The sequence below is a fragment of the Nannocystis bainbridge genome (assembly GCF_028368995.1).
GTDB lineage: Bacteria > Myxococcota_A > Polyangia > Nannocystales > Nannocystaceae > Nannocystis > Nannocystis bainbridge.
Map to the genome: position 1 here is coordinate 4,352,735 of NZ_JAQNDL010000001.1, position 16,759 is coordinate 4,369,493.

The window sequence follows — 16,759 nt, forward strand, 5'->3', positions numbered from 1 at the left end:
GCTTTTCACGCAATCCACAGGTCTTTTCAACCTGTGGACGGAGGCTTCATGACCAATATCTGGAGCGAGGCGATTCAAGGACTGCAGCCGCGGCTCGGCGCACAGACCTACGACCTCTGGATCCGGCCGCTCGAATTGCGCCAGGTTCAAGGACAGCGCCTTCTTCTCACGGCTCCCAACCGGTTCATGAAGGAGTGGTTCGAGAACCACTACCGCGACGTCGTCCTCGCCGAGCTTCGCGCGCGCACAGCGCAGGATTACCACATCGAGATCGATGTCTCGGCCACCGCCGAGGCCGCCCCCAACGCCGCTGCTGCCGGGCCCCAGGCGAGCCCGGAACCGCCGCCTCCGCCCCTGCCGCCCCTGCCCGCGCTGCCCCCGATCGGGTTGTCGAGTCGCTACCGCTTCTCCAACTTCATCAAGGGCAGCTCCAACGAGCTCGCCGCCTCCGCCGCCTGGTCGGCCGCGCAGGACCCCGGCGCCCGCTTCAACCCCTTCTTCATCTACGGCGGCGTCGGCCTCGGCAAGACCCACTTGCTGCACGCGATCGGCCACCACATCCACGTCCACCGGCCGCACCTCCGCATCGTCTATCAGAGCGCCGAGCGGTTCATGAACGAGTTCATCTCGGCCGTGCGCTTCAATCAGTTCGACCAGTTCCGGGCCCGCTACCGCGAGCAGTGCGATGTCCTGCTGATCGACGACATCCAATTCATCGCCGGCCGCGACCGCACGATGGACGAGTTCTTCCACGTCTTCAACGCCCTCTACGAGGCCGAGAAGCAGATCGTCGTCACCGCCGATCGCATGCCCTCCGAGATGCAGGGCATGGAAGACCGCCTGATCTCCCGCCTCAACTGGGGCCTCGTCGCCGACATCAAGGCCCCCGACCTCGAGACCCGCGTCGCCATCCTCAAGCAGAAGGCCGACGTCGATCGCATCGACCTGCCCGACGACGTCGCGCTCCACCTCGCCACCCACGTCCGCAGCAACGTGCGCGAGCTCGAGGGCTCGCTCGTCCGCGTCTCCACCTTCGCCGCGCTCAAGAACCAGCCGCTGAGCCGCGAGTTCGTGAGCGAGGCCCTCGGCATCTCGAGCGCTCCCGCGCAGCCGGCGCCCATCAGCATCGAGAACGTCCAGAAGGTCGTCGCCAGCCATTTCTCCGTCCGCATCGCCGACCTCAAGGGCCCCCGTCGGCACCAGGGCATCTCCCGCCCGCGGATGATCGCGATGTACCTCAGCCGGCAGCTCACCGGCGCCAGCTTCCCCGAGATCGGCCTGCGCTTCGGTGGCAAGGACCACTCGACCGTCATCAACGCCTGCAAGCGCATCGAGAGCATCCAGAGCGAGGACAGCGAGCTCCGCGAGACGGTCGCCGCCCTGCGTCAGCTCCTCGCCCACGAGCCGGTCCACGCCGCTCCGCTGCCGTCCTGATCGACGCCCCGACGAAGCTGCTGTGCTCCGCTCCGGCGACGCTTGGCCGTCGACCGGGGCGACGATCATGCTGCTGGCGGCCGCCGTCGTCCGGCGCCCTCACCGTCGAAGTGAGGCGACCAACCTCCGACTCGAGCGCCCAAGATTTTGGAGCCGCGGGTGAACGGTCTGCGACCTCGACCCTGCGTGATCGATCGGCCCGTGGCTCGGCACGCTCCCACCGGAAGCTGCCTGCGAGCCTCGCCACGACCTCGTCGCCCCGCCTGGCCGCGCCGACCCGAACGCCAGCACGGCCCGCTTCAGCGCGACCTCCTCGCCGTCACGCCAAGGCCGCCGGCATCGCCGCCGCCTCGACCTCAGCCGAGCCGCCCCGTGCGGCCCGGCTTTTTTGCTTTCTCGGCCCCGGGTACACTTTCCACAACGACCTGTGGAGTAGCCTGCGAACTACCTGGGGACTCTTGCCTCGCCCCGGCGTCGGGGGTAACTCTGGCTTCTCTCCCCGCTCTTTCACCCCCGCCGTTTTCCTCGATCCGCCAATCATCTCGGACCGATCGCCGCCTCTGCCCCCGACTCACAGCGACGATCACGAGGACGAGCTTTTAAAATTGCCCTTTAACCCTTAACAGATCTACAGCCCACATCCTCCCGAGGCCTCGATGGAATTCGAGATCGATCAAGCAAGGTTCCTCTCCGCACTCGCGCTCGCGCAGACCGTCGCCGACAAGCGCAGCAACAACATGCCGATCCTGGCGAACGTCCTGCTGCGCACGACCAAGGACAACCGCCTCGTCTGCAGCGCGACCGACATGTTGATCTCGATCACCGAGAGCATCCCCGTCGAGGTGAAGACCCCGGGAGCGCTCACCCTCGGCGTTCGCTCCCTTCACAGCGTCGTCCGCACCCTGCCGAACAAGCCGATCCGGGTGAAGTCGGCCGAGAACCACTGGGCCGAGCTGGCGGTCGCGCGCAGCTCTTTCAAGCTCATGGGGCAGGTCCACACCGACTTCCCCGAGCTGCCCGACACCAAGGGTCAGCGCTTCATCACCATCCCCGGCCACGCCTTCTCGGACCTGATCCAGAAGACCCAGTTCAGCGTGTCAACCGACGAAGCGCGGGTCAACCTCAACGGCGTCCTCTTCGAGTGTGACGGCGTCACCGGCACCATGGTGTCGACCGACGGCCACCGCCTCACCAAGTACAGCCTCCCGCTCGCCGGCCCCAAGCTCGAGCGCGGCATCATCATCCCGCGCAAGGGCATGATGGAGATCAAGCGCGTCCTCGACCGCGTCCAGGGCGAGGTCGGCCTCGCCGTCGACGGCCAGCACATCTTCGTCCAGGCCGCCGACCTCACCCTCTCGGTCAAGCTCAACAACGTCGTCTTCCCGCCCTACGAGAAGGTCATCCCGGGCGAGCACAAGCGGCGCGTCACGGCGGCCCGTGACGAGCTCACCGACGCCCTCAAGCGGGCCGAGGTCATGGCCCCCGAAAAGACCGCCACCGTGCGCGTCCAGCTCGACAAGGGCACCTTGCACCTCACCGCCGACAACCCCGACCTCGGCGTCGCCCATCAGGAGCTCGAGATCGACTTCGAGGGCGAGCCGCTGGTCGCCGGGTTCAACGCTCGCTACTTGATTGAGGTCCTCGAGGCCATCGACGCCAAGGAGGTCCACCTCGACTTCCAGGGCGAGCTCGACCCCTGCGTCGTCCGTCCGGTCGGCGACGTCGACCTCCTAGGCGTCGTCATGCCGATGCGCATCTGACCTTCGGGACAGGTCTCGGTACCCGCGCGTGCTGCTGCAACACCTGAGTCTCCGCGAGTTCCGCAACTTCGCCGCGGGCGACCTCGACTTCGGCGCCCGCTTCACCGTCCTGCACGGCCCCAACGGGGTCGGCAAGACCAACATCCTCGAGGCGCTCTACCTGGTCGCCACCTTGCGCTCGTTTCGCTCGGCCGACCTCGGCCCGCTCGTGCGCCACGGCGCCGCCGAGGCCCGGGTCGAGGTCAGCGGCCACGACCGCCAGCTCGACCTCGGCACCCGCCTCGCCGTCCACCTCGCCCGCACCGCCCGCCAGACGCGCCGACTCGCCATCGCCGACGGCAAGACCGTGCGCTCCGGCCCCGACTTCTACGGCCGCCTGCGCGCCATTCTCTTCACCCCCGAGGACCTCGGCGTCCTGCGCGGTTCACCGACCGGGCGGCGCCAATTTCTCGATCGGGCTCTGTTCGCGCGCGATCGCGCCCACATCGCCGACATCGCCGACTACGACAAGCTCCTGCGCTCGCGGAACCGCGTCCTGCGGGGCGAGGACGCCGGCATCGCCCGCGGGCAGCAGGACGGCCTCCTCGACGCCTACGACGCCGGCCTGGCCGCCGCAGGGGCCCGCATATGGGTCCGCCGCGAGCGGCTGCTCACCGACCTGCGCGGCGCCTTTGCCGAGGCCTTCGCCCAGATCCACGGCCGCCACCTCGGCGTCACCCTGGAGTACCTCAGCAAGCTCGCCGGTGAGCCCGGGGTGGCTGCGGCCGACCCGCAGGCGCGCCTCGCCGACGCCTTGCGCGGCGCGCGGCGGCACGACCTCGTGCGTGGCACCACCACCGTCGGCCCGCACCGCGACGACTTCGAGGTGCGGCTCGACGGCCAGGACGCGGGCGCCTTCGCCTCGCAGGGTCAGGCTCGCGCGCTCATCCTCGCCTTCAAGATCGCCGAGCTGCAGGACGCCCGCGCCCGCGCTGGAGAGGCTCCTGTCCTGCTGCTCGACGACGTCTCGAGCGAACTCGACCCACAGCGCTCCGCCCAGCTGTTCGAGGCGCTTTTGCGCGAGGCTGGCCAGTGTGTCCTCACGACCACTGCCCCGCACTTCATCGGCCTGCCGGCGGGCGCCGATTGCCGCTACATCGAAGTCGACAAGGGTCACATCAAACTCGGCGGCGACAGCGGCCCGTAACCGGCTCAAAACCCGGAAAAACGCCCGTTTGGGCGTGGCACGCGCGACCTTCGGGTGGTAGGATCCGGGCGCTGTTTTCAGCCGCAGGGCCGTCGCCCGCGCCCTCGGAAGTCCCATGTCAGAAGTCGACAAGACGCAAGCTCCCGCCGCCGATTACAACGCCGACTCGATCTCCGTGCTCGAGGGTCTGGAAGCCGTGCGCAAGCGGCCCGGCATGTACATCGGCGACACCAGCGACGGCTCCGGCCTCCACAAGATGGTCTTCGAGGTCGTCGACAACTCGATCGACGAAGCGCTCGCTGGTTGGTGCAAGAACATCGATGTCACCATCCATCCTGACAACTCCGTCAGCGTCGACGACGACGGCCGCGGGATCCCCGTCGGCCCGATGGAAGTCAGCGGCAAGATGCTCGACGCCGCGATCGTGATCCTCACGGTCCTCCACGCCGGCGGCAAGTTCAACAACAACAACTACAAGGTCTCCGGCGGCCTCCACGGCGTCGGCGTCTCGGTCGTCAACGCCCTGTCCGACTGGCTGAAGCTCGAGATCTGGCGCGACGGCAAGATCCACAACGTCCGCTTCGAGCGCGGCGACGCGGTCACCGGCGTCGAGCCTGCGGGCCCCACCGAGCGACGCGGCACGCGGGTCCATTTCCATCCCGACCCGCTCGTCTTCAGCACCACCGAGATCGACTTCGAGATCCTGGCCAGCCGCTTCCGCGAGCTCAGCTTCCTCAACCAGGGCGTGCGGATGCACCTGCGCGACCTCCGGAGCGGCCGCGAGCGGGTGTTCGACGGCGAGGGCGGCATCCCCAGCTTCGTCAAGCTGCTGACGCAGCACAAGGAGGTCGTCGGCGACCTCGTCGCCTTCAACCGCGACATCGACTTCGAGTACGAGGGCGAGCAGAAGACGCTCGGCGTCCAGGTGGCGATGCAGTGGACCGACGCCTACCAGGAGACGATCCTCTGCTTCACCAACAACATCGCCAACCGTGACGGCGGCACCCACCTCACCGGCTTCCGCACCGCGCTGACCAAGGTCGTCAACGCCTACGCCGACAGCAGCGGCCAGCTCAAGGCCCACAAGACCAACCTGGCTGGCGAGGAGGTGCGCGAGGGCCTCGTCGCCATCGTCTCGATCCGCCACCCCGACCCCAAGTTCAGCTCGCAGATCAAGGACAAGCTGGTCTCCGGCGAGGTCACCAGCCTGGTCTCGACCGTCGTCAACGAGGAGCTCGCCAAGTACCTCGAGGAGAACCCGCGCTCGGCCAAGCTCGTCGTCGATCGGGCCATCCTCGCTGCCCGCGCCCGTGCGGCCGCCCGCAAGGCCCGCGAGACCATCACCCGCAAGGGCATCCTCGACGGCCTCTCGCTGCCGGGCAAGCTCGCCGACTGCCAGGAGAAGGCCCCCGAGCACGCCGAAATCTTCATCGTCGAGGGTGACAGCGCCGGCGGCTCGGCCAAGCAGGGCCGCGATCGCCGGACCCAGGCGATCCTGCCGCTGCGCGGCAAGATCCTCAACGTCGAGAAGGCGCGCGTCGACAAGATGCTCTCCAGCGAGGCGATCATCACCCTCATCACCGCGCTCGGCACCGGCATCGGCCCCGACAGCTACGACATCAACAAGCTGCGGTACCACACCATCATCATCATGACGGACGCCGATGTCGACGGCTCGCACATCCGCACGCTGCTGCTGACGTTCTTCTACCGCCACTTCCCCGACATCATCGAGCGCGAGCACCTCTACATCGCTCAGCCGCCGCTCTACAAGGTCAAGGTCGGCAAGGTCGAGACCTACCTGAAGAACGAGGCCGCGCTCGACGAGTTCATCATCAACAACGCCGTCGGCGACCTCGAGCTCGTCATCGGCAACCACGCCGTCTCCGGCGAGGTGTTCGCCGCGATCGCCCGCCAGGGCGCGCGCTACAAGCAGTTGGTCGAGTCGCTCGCGCGCGAGCACCGGGCGCAGGTGGTCGAGTTCCTGGTCGAGAAGCTCGAGGCCGACGCCAACCTGGCCGCGAGCTTCACCGACGAGGCGGCGGTGGCCGCCCTCGGCGCCGCGCTCAAGACCGAGGTCGCCCCGCGGATCCCGAACAACCCGAGCATCGAGGTCTCGATCGAGGCCGACCCGACCGACCCCGCGCGCAAGCAGCTCCGCGTGCACATTCTGGTCGACGGCGTGCGCCACGACGAGCTCGTCAACGTCGAGCTGCTCGGCGGCTACCAGCTGACCGAGCTGCTCAAGATCCGCCGCCAGCTTGTCGACTACGGCACCGGCGACCTGGCCCTGCGCCGCAAGGACGAGGTCATCGCCAGCCCGAAGCGCCTGCTCGACATCGTCCACCACATCGGCGAGCTCGGCCGCAGCGGTGTGCAGATCCAGCGCTACAAGGGCCTCGGCGAGATGAACGCCGAGCAGCTGTGGGACACGACGATGGACAAGAGCCGCCGCGCGCTCCTCAAGGTCAGCGTCGGCAACAACCTCGAGGCCGACAACGTGTTCGCCGTGCTCATGGGCGACAACGTCGAGCCGCGCCGCGAGTTCATCACCCAGAACGCGCTCGACGCCCGCAACCTCGACATCTGAGGTCGCCCTCTCGGGCATGTCCGAAAGGACATGCCCGAAAGAGCGAAAGACAAAGGACATGCCCGAAAGGACATGTCCTTTCGTCGTCATGGACGCCGACGATCGGCTGTCCCGAAGGCCAGCCGGATCAGCCCGGCGCCTTCTCCCACGCCACCTTGTCCCCGCAGTGGAGCATCATCATCCCGTGGTACGGGTTGACGATCTCGCCCGTCTTCTGGACCCAGTAGGCGCCCTTGTTGTTGAAGGCCATCGGACAGAAGACGACCTCGTAGCCGGCGCGCTGGTCGCTGTGCTGCTTGAGGTACGCGATGAGGCCCATGCTCATCTTCTCGAAGCCCGCGCGGGCGGTGTCGATGTCCTTCGCGGCGACGCGGCCTGCGCCGGCGACGACCTCGGGGATGCCCGCCTCTTTTTGCAGCGGCTCCGCGGTGACCACCACCTGCGCCGAAAGCTCGGGCAGCTGGTCGAGGCGGTCGTTCGCCAGCGTCTCCTGGATCGCCACGTAGGGCTCCACGATCGTCGTCGGCGCCGCCGGGGCGGGCTTGCCGGCCTCGCTGCTACAGGCCACGGCGGCAGTGAACAGGAGCAGGATGCGCCTCGGCACGTTACCGGCGTACCACATGCGTGGACCTTGCGGTAGAGTCCGGCCGGCTCATGCTCGCGCCCGTCCTCCTCCTCTGGCTCGCACCGGCGCCGCCGGAGACGGCCTCCAGCGCACGTTTACCGGAAGAGGTCCCGCTCGCAAGCGAACCCGCCGGCGGCCGCTCCGCCGAGTCGCCGGACGCGGGCGGCGGCGAAGCACCGAGCGGCGAGCCGAGCAAGCCCGCGGCGAGCGGTGGTGGTTTCTTCGCCGGCGACGTCGTCCCGGCAACGCCTGCGCCAGGACCCGCGAGCGAGGGTCCGAGCCAGGCCCCGCCGATGCCGGAGATCGAGGAGCTCCCCTCGCGCTCGCCTCAGCCCGCCAAGAAACCTGGCATCGCGGCCCTGTTCGGGCCCAAGGATCGCAAGCCGATCAGCGGCGGCGGCGTCGGCTTCTTCGACCCCGGCAAGCTCGACGACACCGGCCCGGGCGGCGGTGGCGGCATCCAGATCCGCGGCTATCTCGGCTTCAACTTCACCGTCGCCCAGCGGACCGACCTCAGCGCGCGCGACCCCGAGACCGGCACCTTCCCGCGGCTCAAGACCTTGCCGTACTTCGGCGGCGGCGCGGCCAACCTCTACGTCGGCGCCCCGATCTACAGCGACGTCGTCTACGCCCGCATCGCCTTCGAGTTCATCTCGATCCCGCGCGCCAGCCCCGTCGCGCCGGACGTCACCCCGAACTACGCCCCGATCGTGCTCATGGAGGCCGCGGTGCTCGAGGTGAACCCGTTCGCGTGGGCCAAGAAGGGCCCGCGATGGTTCGCCGAGGGCTTCAAGATCTCGGGCGGCGTCTTCATCGTCCCGTTCGGCCTCGAGGACGAGGAGCACGACGCCCCGGTGCGCTGGTGGGTCACGCGGCCGCTGGCGATGAGCAGCGGACGCGTCTATCCCGGCTCGTGGATCGACATGGGCGTCACCATCAAGTGGAAGCCGACCTTCGGCGGCGCTCGCCCGATCCGCCCGCTCGAGATCGACCTCGGCGTCGTCAACGGCGACGCCTGCACGCAGACCCGCACGATGGACGCGCTCTATCGCTATCAGCCGGTGGGTCAGTCGGTGCCGCCGTGTGAACGGCAGCTGCGCGAGGTCGAGGTCCCGCGGGGTGATGGGTTTGTCCTCGGCATCACGCCCGACAACAACGGCAACAAGTCGCTGCTCGCTCGCCTGCAGATCCGTCCGGTGCCGGCGCTCAACTTCGGCGGCTCGTACATCTGGGGCACGCACCCGCAGAGTCAGTTTCCCTCGCCGCAGTACATGGGCAAGGGCTATCCCGACACCGTGCAGGCGCCGACCTGGCGCGTCGGTGGGCACCTCGACCTCAACCTCGACGAGGTCGTCGCCAGCCGCTTCCCCTTGCCGCACCTGCGCGGTGAGGTCGTGTACGGCGTCGACAGCGTCGGCAGGGCCCAGGCGATGATGCTCGGCGATCAAGCGCTCGCCGACCGCCGCATGCTCGGCGGCTACGCCCAGATCGCGCAGCCGCTGTGGCGGCGCAAGAAGACGCGGCTTCCTGGCCTCATCGTGCAATACCGGTTCGACTTCGCCGACCCCGACCGCAACGTCCCGGGCCGCACCAAGAATGGCGTCGTCCTGTCCGACTTCGCCGACCGCTACCTGTTCGACGAGGCGTTGCAGGCGCACGTGGTCGGCATGCGCTTCCCGGTGCTGCCGCGCTTCAACCTCAAGGGCGAATACATGTTCGTGCGCGAAGAAGGCGGGCGCAGCAACCGCGTGTTCAACGACGCCTTCAGCCTGCAAGCCGTGGCCGACTTCTAGCGCCGCGGGCGCCCGTGCGAGCCCGCACAGGGGCCCCGGTGCAGCGGTTCGGTTCGCTGAAGCTTTTCGGGCGCCTTGACGTCCCGCCCATCACGCGGGGATGCTTCACCTTGAAGCCCCGCAGGACGCCCATGACCCGCCTTCCACGCTTCGTCGCCAAGGTCTGTTTGGGACTGCTCTTCTGCCTCTCGCTCGCGCCGCAGCAGTCCGAGGCGCACCTGGCGAAGTGGGGCAGCTGGGAAATCACCCACCGGAACTTGATGAAGTTGTTCCCGGAGGCGGAGCCCAACGGCTGGCGGATCAAGCGTTATCAGTACTCGGACAGCGAAGTGAAGCAGCTCGAGGCCGAGCTGGGCTTCGAGCTCTACCCCGAGGACAAGCAGCCCGAGTTCTTCATCGCCTCGGACGCGCAGGGCAAGTTCCTCGGCGTCGCCATCTTCATCGACCCGCGCACCAAGCCGAAGATCCTCGATGGCGGCATTTTGACTCTCGAAGTCGGGATCGGTGTCAACGCCGAGGGCAAGATCAACCGCATCAAGGTCTACGACTACCGCGGCAACCTCGCCCTCGCTCAGGACGCGTTCCTCAACCAGCTCCGCGGCCGCGAGCTGAACTCCAACTTCAAGATGGGCACCGGCGGCCTCGTCGCCGTGTCCGGCGAGCCCGAAGAGAGCCAGCTGGTCGGCAACGCCGCCCGCGAGGCGCTGCTGCTGATGAAGGTCGCGCTGGGGCGGCGCGACGGCTGAACCGCTGCGCTCGACTGTGCTAGCGTGTCGGGCGATGGCATCGTCCCGCGCGCTCCGTCTCCGCAGCCTCGGCCTCGTGCTCTGCTCGACGAGCTCCGTGCTGACGACCGGATGCCTCGAGGAAAACCCGATCGAGCCGACCGACTCGCAGGGCACCGACGATCCTACCGCGGCCACCGGTGATACCACTGCTGGCGCCGAGGACGGCCTGCTCGCCTGCGCCGCCCCGCCCTGCACCGTGCTGGTCGTCAGTCAGACCCTCGACGATCGCATCGACATCTACGACGTCACCGCCACCCCGTTCTTGCGCGGACGGATCGGCACCGACCTCAAGCCCGACCCCTCCGGCGAGCAGACCCAGGGCAACCTGCTCGACGAGCCCTACGGCCTCATCCTCGACGACAACTATCTCTGGGCCGCGATCGGTCACTACCCCGACACCGACCGCGGCTCGCTGCTGGCCTTTCCCCACGCGGCCTTCGCCGACGTCACCCAGGGCGGGACGTTCGCCGAGTCGCAGTACTTCGCGGCCAGCAAGTTCTCGGCCGGCGTGCTCGACCTGCCCTTCGGACGGCAGGAGGCCATCTTCCTCGTGCCGCACCCGAGCGGCCGGATCCTCGTCGGCGTGTTCGCCAACGACCTCCGCGCCGCCAGCTGGCCCGAGCCGAGCGAGCTGCTCGTCGTCGACCCGGCCGACCTGCGCCCCGAGGCCATCGGCGCGTTCAGCCTCGACCTCGACACCACCCCGTGCAACGGCGGCTGGAAGCTCACCGCCCTCGACGACGATGTCTCGCGCGTCGCGGTCGCCTGCGACGGCAACGACGCGATCGCGGTGGTCAGCCTGCCCGGTGATTTCGCCGAACTCGCCCCGGCCGACGCCGCCGCGGGCATGAGCGCCTGCAGCACGCCGCTGGCGAGCGGCACGATCAGCACCCAGTTCGTCGCCCCCGACGGCGCCGGCGGCCTGCTCGCCGTGCAGTCGCAGATCCTCGAGCCGCCCCGGCTGTGGAGCATCAACGGCAACTGTGGGATCGGCGGCGCCCCTGGCGACGAGCTCCCGCCCGAGCTCGCCGCCGTCCGCGTCGTCCGCGAGCCGGTCCTGCTGCGCCCCGCCAGCGGTGGCCAGCCGGCGATGTGGCTGCTCGCCAGCGAGACGCCAGCGCCGGGCGTGCTGATCGTGCGCGGTGGCGGTTCGCCGACGGTGTGCGGCCAGGTCAGCGGCCTCGATGCGATCGACACCGCGGAGAACGCCCCGTTCGCGCTCACGCTCGACGCCACGCGCACGCGCCTGGCGATCGGCGCCGGCCCCGTCAGCAACCCACCGTTCGCCGAGGGGCGCGGCCAGGTGCTGTGGGCGACCCTCGACGTCTCGGAGCTCGACAGCTGCGCGGTCGCGGCCACCGACGTGGTCGACCTGACCGAAGGGACATTCGTGGCGACCGACCCGCGCACCTGGGTGCGCGCGCCGAACCTGCTGCACATCGCCGAGCTCGGAGGCTCGTGATGACGCGGCGGCGTCTCCCGATCTTGCAACCCCGACTCGAGGGCGGCGACGAAGACCCGCTCGAGCTCCTCCGCGGCGGCCGCTTCGCCCGCTGGTTCGCGGCGTCGCTGGCGGTGATCGGCCTGGTCTGGATCGTCAGCGAACGCGTCGAGGCCCGCGACACCGCCGACTCCGTGGTCCTCGTCCACACTGCCCTGCAGGCCCCGCCGCAGCCGCCGATCGAGGACATCACGCCGCCGCGACCTCCGGTCGAAGACATCACGCCGGCTCGCACGCCGCCGCAGCCGCCCGTCGAGGACATCACGCCGCCGCGACCTCCGGTCGAGGACATCACGCCGGCTCGCACACCGCCGCCGCCACCGGTCGAGGACATCACGCCGCCGCGCAAGCCCGGCGAGACCGTCGACGAGTTCGGCCGCAAGCGCACCGGCACTGGTGCGCTCGTGCTCGAGGAGGGCGAGCCCGACGAGTCACTCGGCTTGCCGACGCAGCAGCGGCAGGCGATCGCCAGCGGCGGCTTCTTCGATCCGACGGCCTTCGACGACGTCAAGACCGTCAAGAAGAAGGCCTACGTCCACCTGATGCCGGGGATCCCCAACGAGGCGTTCTTCGCCGGCGTCGTCCTGATCCTGCTGCTGTCGTTCAGCCTGTTCGAGCGCCACGGCAGCCGCGACAAGCGGGCGCGCAACTACTGGCACCTCGAGCTGACGAAGTTCCCCTGGCTACGGCGCGCGATCAAGAGCCGGTGGTTTCAGCCGGCCGTCCAGATCCCCGTCGTGCTCGCGTTCCTCGGCGTGATCGTCGTCGGCCTCGTCGGCTCGCAGGAGCCGGGCCGCAACCTCGCGCCGGTGCTCACCTGGAACATCTGGTGGATCGGCCTCATCTTCATGGTGCTGCTGTTCGGCAACCTGTGGTGCTTCATGTGCCCGTGGACCGCGATCCCCGACTGGATCATGCGCCGCAGCTTCACCAAGGTGCGCCCGATCGCCTCGCTGGCGAAGAAGTACCCGCGGCTCAAGCTGTGGATGTGGCCGGCGATCGTGCTGTTCGCGTTCATCACCTGGCTCGAGATCGTGTACGACGCGGCCAACCGCCCGTGGCTGACGTCGGTGCTGGGGATCTTCATGATCCTCCTGAGCTGGGTGTTGCTGGTGGTGTACGAGCGCAAGGCGATGTGCCGCTACGTCTGCTACGTCGGCCGCGTCTCCGGTCAGTACGCGATGATGGGGATGCTCGAGCTACGTCGGCGCGACAACGAAGTCTGCCGCCACTGCGCCACCAAAGACTGTTACCGCGGCAGCCCGCGCGGCTACGCCTGCCCGACCCACGAGTTCATGGGGGCCATGAACGAGAATCAGTACTGCACGCTGTGCACCGAGTGCGTCAAGAGCTGCCCGCACGACAACATCGCCCTCAACCTGCGGCCGAGCGGCGAGGACGTGCTGCACGCCCACCGCTCGCGCTCGGACGAGGCCTACATGGCGCTGCTGATCTTCATCGTCAGCGCCTTCCACGGCGCGGCCATGATCCCGCTGTGGATGGAGTGGGAGAACGCGCTGCGGACCGCGATCATCGACGGCCAGACCGCGCTGCTCGGCGCCGACGTGCTCGGCTTCGCCGGCAGCCACGGCGGCACGATGACCTTCACGCTGATGATGCTCGCCTGCATCCTCGGCCCCGCGGCCATCTACGTCGCGCTGTGCTGGTTGATGCGCCTCGCCAGCGGCCGCCGCGACATCACCACGCGCAAGCTGTTCGTCAAGTTCAGCTACACGCTGCTGCCGATCGCGCTCTTCTATCACCTGGCGCACAACGCCGTGCACGTGTTCTGGGAGTGGTCCAAGCTGCGGCGCCTCGTCAGCGATCCGCTCGGCTGGGGTCACGACCTGTTCGGCACCGCCCGCGCGCCGCTGACCGCGTTGTGGTCGCCGGAGACGATCTGGTACGTCCAGGTGGCGCTGATCGTCATCGGCCACATCTACGGCATCTACGTCGCCCAGCGCGAGTCGAACCGCCTCTACGCCGACGACCGCAAGGCCGCCCTGCGCGTCCACCTGGTGATGATGGCCGGCATGATCCTCATGAGCCTGCTCAGCCTGTGGCTGCTGGCCCAGCCGATGTTCATGCGCACCGCCGACCTGTGAGGCGCGGCGATCGTCCGGGTGACATGTCCTTTCGGACATGCACGTCCACCGCGTGACGTACGCGACCCGCGCTGGAGCGCCACCGGCTCTCCTCGCGCGAGTCGCTCGCGGGTGATTCTCCCGCGCCCTCAGGCGTGGGCGGGGAACATCTCGTCGAGCTCGCGGAGCACGTCGATGCCCTCGACGCCCTTGGCGAGCGCGAGCTCCTGCACGAGCAGGGTGCGCGCCGTGTCGAGCATCTTCTTCTCGCCGAACGACAGGTCCTTGTCGGCGCGAAGGATGGAGAGGTCGCGGAGGACGCTGGCGATCTCGAGGAGCGACCCCGTCTTGATCTTCTCCATGTACTCGCGGTAGCGCCGGTTCCAGGTCGCCGTCGAGATCTTCTCTCCCCGGCGGGCCAGGACCTCGTAGACCTCCTGGACCTGCACGTCGTCCACGATCGGACGCAGGCCCACCGAGCCCGCGTTCTTCTTCGGGACCATGACCTTCATGTCATTCTCCAGCACCCGGAGGACGTAGAATTCCATGGCGGACCCGGCGATTTCTCGCTTGTCGACGCCAGTGACCTCCGCGACTCCGTGGGCGGGGTAGACGACCTTGTCACCGATGTTGAACTCGCTCATGGAGCGCCTTCAAAGACGGCCCTTCCCAGCCCAAAAGCGGCGAAACAATGACAAAAAGGCGCAGTTTTGTCAACCTTCGAGTGGAGACCGAACGAGATGACGCATGTGGCGGCCGCTGCGCCCGGATGACCTCGCTGAAAGCGTGAGGAAATCCACAAGATGAGCCCGCTGGGGCAGATCGATCGCCGCATTCTTGAACCCAAACGCCGCTCTCCTATGATGCGCCCCATGTCACCGCGCACCACCTCGCGCCCCTCTCTGCGCCCGCGCCTTCAGCGGGCCGCGGCCCGGCTCCTCCTTGGCCTCGCGTTTCTCGGCCCGCTGGCGTGCGCGATGACCCCCGATCGATTGCCCCCGCCTGACCGCCAATTTTATTACACGCTGCCTTCCGCCGACGACAAGGCCAAGTTCCTCAAGCTCAAGGAGACCGAGCGCAAGCCGTTCCTCGAGCAGAAGGGCCTGTGGACCCGGTGGATGGAGCTGCCGCCCGCAGAGCGCGAGGCGGCTCAGCGCGGCGAGGTCAAGGCTGGTTACAAGGAGTTCACCGCGCTGATGGCGTGGGGCGCCCCGGCCGACACGCAGGAGAGCAAGACGCCGGAGCGCAGCGTCCGCTTCCACACCTTCATCCGCTGCACGAGCGGGCCGCGCGTCGGTCGCTGGGTCGCCAGCAACCTCGCCTGCGACGGCACGTCCAGCGAAGTCGAGGTCGCGGTCGAGAACGGCCTCATCACCGAGGTCAAGTACCTCAACTGAACTGCCTGGTCTTCGGGACAGGTGAAGCTGCCCCGAAGACCAGAATCGCTCGCGCGTCGACCTGTCTCGCGGGACAGGTTCAGAGCCGGCCGAGGAACTCGAGGATCGTCGCCACCGGGAAGCCGGAGCCGCCCTCGTCGCAGATGCCGAACGGCTTGCGGACCATCGCCGGGCCGGCGATGTCGACGTGGACCCACCGCTGGCCGGCGGTGAACTCCGAGAGGAACAGGCCGGCCGTGATGGCGCCGCCGTAGCGGTCGCCGGTGTTGCGCATGTCGGCGATCGGGCTCTTGAGCTGCTCCTTGAGCGCCTCGGGCAGCGGCAGCCGCCACATCTCCTCGCCCACGCGCTCGCTGGCGCCGGTCCACAGGTCGACGAGCGCGTCGTCGCGGGACATCACGCCAGCGCAGCGCGGCCCGAGGGCGACGATACAGGCGCCGGTCAGGGTCGCGAAGTCGAACAGGTAGGTCGGCTGCAGCTTGCCGGCGTAGACCAGCGCGTCGGCCAGCGTCAGCCGGCCCTCCGCGTCGGTGTTGTCGATCTCGATGGTCTTGCCGTTGCTGGCCGTCAGCACGTCGCCGAGGCGATAGGCGTCGCCGCCGATCATGTTCTCGGTGGCCGCGACGATCGCGTGGACCTCCCACGGCACGCCGAGCTTGGCCGCGCCCTCGAGCGCCGAGAGCACCGCCGCCGCGCCGCCCATGTCCATCTTCATGTCCATCATCGCGTCGCTCGGCTTGAGCGACAGACCGCCCGAGTCGAACGTCACGCCCTTGCCGACCAGGCACACGCGACCCTTGGCGGCGCCCTTGGGCGTGTACTGGAGATGGATGAACTTGGGCCGCTGAGCGCTGCCGCGGGCGACCGCGAGGTAGCAGCCCATGCCGAGCTTCTCGCAGTCCTCGCGCTCGAGCACGGTGACCCGCACGCCGCGATCGGCGAGGTTGTCGGCGATCTCGCGCGCCACGTCGGCGAGGTGGGTCGGGGTCACGAGGTTGGCTGGCCCATTGACCAGGTCACGCGCCCGCGTCACGCTCGCCGCGACGATCTGGCCGCGCGCGATGCCCTCGCCGGCAGCGGCCTCGCCGAGCACGCGCACGCGCTTCACGGTCGTGGGTTTGCGCTTGGCTTCGCTGAGCCAGCGATCGTAGCGGTAGGCGCCGAGCTGGAGGCCCTGCGCCACGAGCTCGCCGAAGTGCGCCGGTTCGCCCGTGGAGCCGAGCGCGCGCAGATCGAGGACGACCTCGGTGACGCCCGCCGCCGAACCCGCGCGCACGGCGTCGAACGCGAGCGTCCGCACCGCGCCGGCCGCGGGCGCGCTCGCGCCGGTCCCGAGCAGCAGCACCTGCTGTGGTTCCCCCTGGTGCTCGCGTAAGAAGGTGAACTTCTCCCCCGGCTCGCCGCGGAACCGCGCAGCGTGGGCGGCCCGCGCCAACACGGCGCCGAAACGGCGTTCGATCGCGGGGCCCGAGTCGTTGCTGGCGACCGCCACCGCCAGCAGGTGATGGCCGGCGCCCGCCCCCTCCTGAGAAGTCCACTCGATGCTGAGCATGTCGGCTGTTGTCCCCCACCGCCGTGCCCGCCGCAAGCCGATCGGGGCA

12 protein-coding genes are annotated in these 16,759 nt (G+C 68.7%); 9 read left to right on the forward strand and 3 right to left on the reverse strand.

Annotated elements, in window-relative coordinates:
- The first annotated feature begins 48 nt into the window (after positions 1-48).
- From dnaA to gyrB, 4 genes are all read left to right on the forward strand, one after another.
- On the forward strand, positions 49-1,434 hold the full coding sequence (gene dnaA / locus POL25_RS16995) for a chromosomal replication initiator protein DnaA (RefSeq protein ID WP_272087088.1): 1,386 nt from the start codon (positions 49-51) through the stop codon (positions 1,432-1,434).
- Positions 1,435-2,090: 656 nt separating this feature from the next.
- Complete coding sequence (gene dnaN / locus POL25_RS17000; RefSeq protein WP_272087089.1) at positions 2,091-3,194, forward strand: DNA polymerase III subunit beta; 1,104 nt, start codon at positions 2,091-2,093, stop codon at positions 3,192-3,194.
- Positions 3,195-3,222: 28 nt separating this feature from the next.
- On the forward strand, positions 3,223-4,380 hold the full coding sequence (gene recF / locus POL25_RS17005; protein ID WP_272087090.1) for a DNA replication/repair protein RecF: 1,158 nt from the start codon (positions 3,223-3,225) through the stop codon (positions 4,378-4,380).
- A gap of 115 nt (positions 4,381-4,495) precedes the next feature.
- Positions 4,496-6,970, forward strand: coding sequence for a DNA topoisomerase (ATP-hydrolyzing) subunit B (gyrB, locus tag POL25_RS17010; RefSeq protein WP_272087091.1), 2,475 nt, complete (start codon positions 4,496-4,498; stop codon positions 6,968-6,970).
- A 127-nt stretch (positions 6,971-7,097) separates the two neighbouring features.
- Here gyrB and POL25_RS17015 read toward each other — a convergent pair whose 3' ends face one another.
- On the reverse strand, positions 7,098-7,574 hold the full coding sequence (locus POL25_RS17015; RefSeq protein ID WP_272087092.1) for a hypothetical protein: 477 nt from the start codon (positions 7,572-7,574) through the stop codon (positions 7,098-7,100).
- Between the two features lie 50 nt (positions 7,575-7,624).
- Here POL25_RS17015 and POL25_RS17020 point away from each other — a divergent pair, with 50 nt between their 5' ends.
- The 4 genes from POL25_RS17020 to POL25_RS17035 all read left to right on the forward strand — a co-directional run bounded on the left by POL25_RS17020 (position 7,625) and on the right by POL25_RS17035 (position 13,782).
- Complete coding sequence (locus POL25_RS17020; RefSeq protein ID WP_272087093.1) at positions 7,625-9,388, forward strand: hypothetical protein; 1,764 nt, start codon at positions 7,625-7,627, stop codon at positions 9,386-9,388.
- Positions 9,389-9,519: 131 nt separating this feature from the next.
- Entirely contained in the window at positions 9,520-10,134 is a 615-nt protein-coding gene (locus POL25_RS17025) for a hypothetical protein (protein WP_272087094.1), read from the forward strand.
- 34 nt (positions 10,135-10,168) lie between these two features.
- Positions 10,169-11,638: a hypothetical protein gene (locus POL25_RS17030; protein WP_272087095.1), complete on the forward strand. Its 1,470-nt coding sequence runs from the start codon at positions 10,169-10,171 to the stop codon at positions 11,636-11,638.
- On the forward strand, positions 11,638-13,782 hold the full coding sequence (locus tag POL25_RS17035; RefSeq protein ID WP_272087096.1) for a 4Fe-4S binding protein: 2,145 nt from the start codon (positions 11,638-11,640) through the stop codon (positions 13,780-13,782). The genes POL25_RS17030 and POL25_RS17035 overlap by 1 nt, the downstream gene beginning before the upstream one ends.
- A gap of 128 nt (positions 13,783-13,910) precedes the next feature.
- Here the strand turns inward: POL25_RS17035 and POL25_RS17040 are convergent, their stop codons facing one another.
- Positions 13,911-14,405 carry a CarD family transcriptional regulator gene (locus tag POL25_RS17040; protein WP_272087097.1) on the reverse strand — a complete coding sequence of 165 codons (495 nt, stop codon included), beginning with the start codon at positions 14,403-14,405 and terminating at the stop codon, positions 13,911-13,913.
- A gap of 228 nt (positions 14,406-14,633) precedes the next feature.
- Here POL25_RS17040 and POL25_RS17045 point away from each other — a divergent pair, with 228 nt between their 5' ends.
- Positions 14,634-15,158 carry a hypothetical protein gene (locus POL25_RS17045; RefSeq protein WP_272087098.1) on the forward strand — a complete coding sequence of 175 codons (525 nt, stop codon included), beginning with the start codon at positions 14,634-14,636 and terminating at the stop codon, positions 15,156-15,158.
- A 79-nt stretch (positions 15,159-15,237) separates the two neighbouring features.
- On the opposite strand, the gene POL25_RS17050 is transcribed toward POL25_RS17045, so the two are convergent.
- Positions 15,238-16,710: a leucyl aminopeptidase gene (locus POL25_RS17050; protein WP_272087099.1), complete on the reverse strand. Its 1,473-nt coding sequence runs from the start codon at positions 16,708-16,710 to the stop codon at positions 15,238-15,240.
- Positions 16,711-16,759 lie beyond the last annotated feature (49 nt).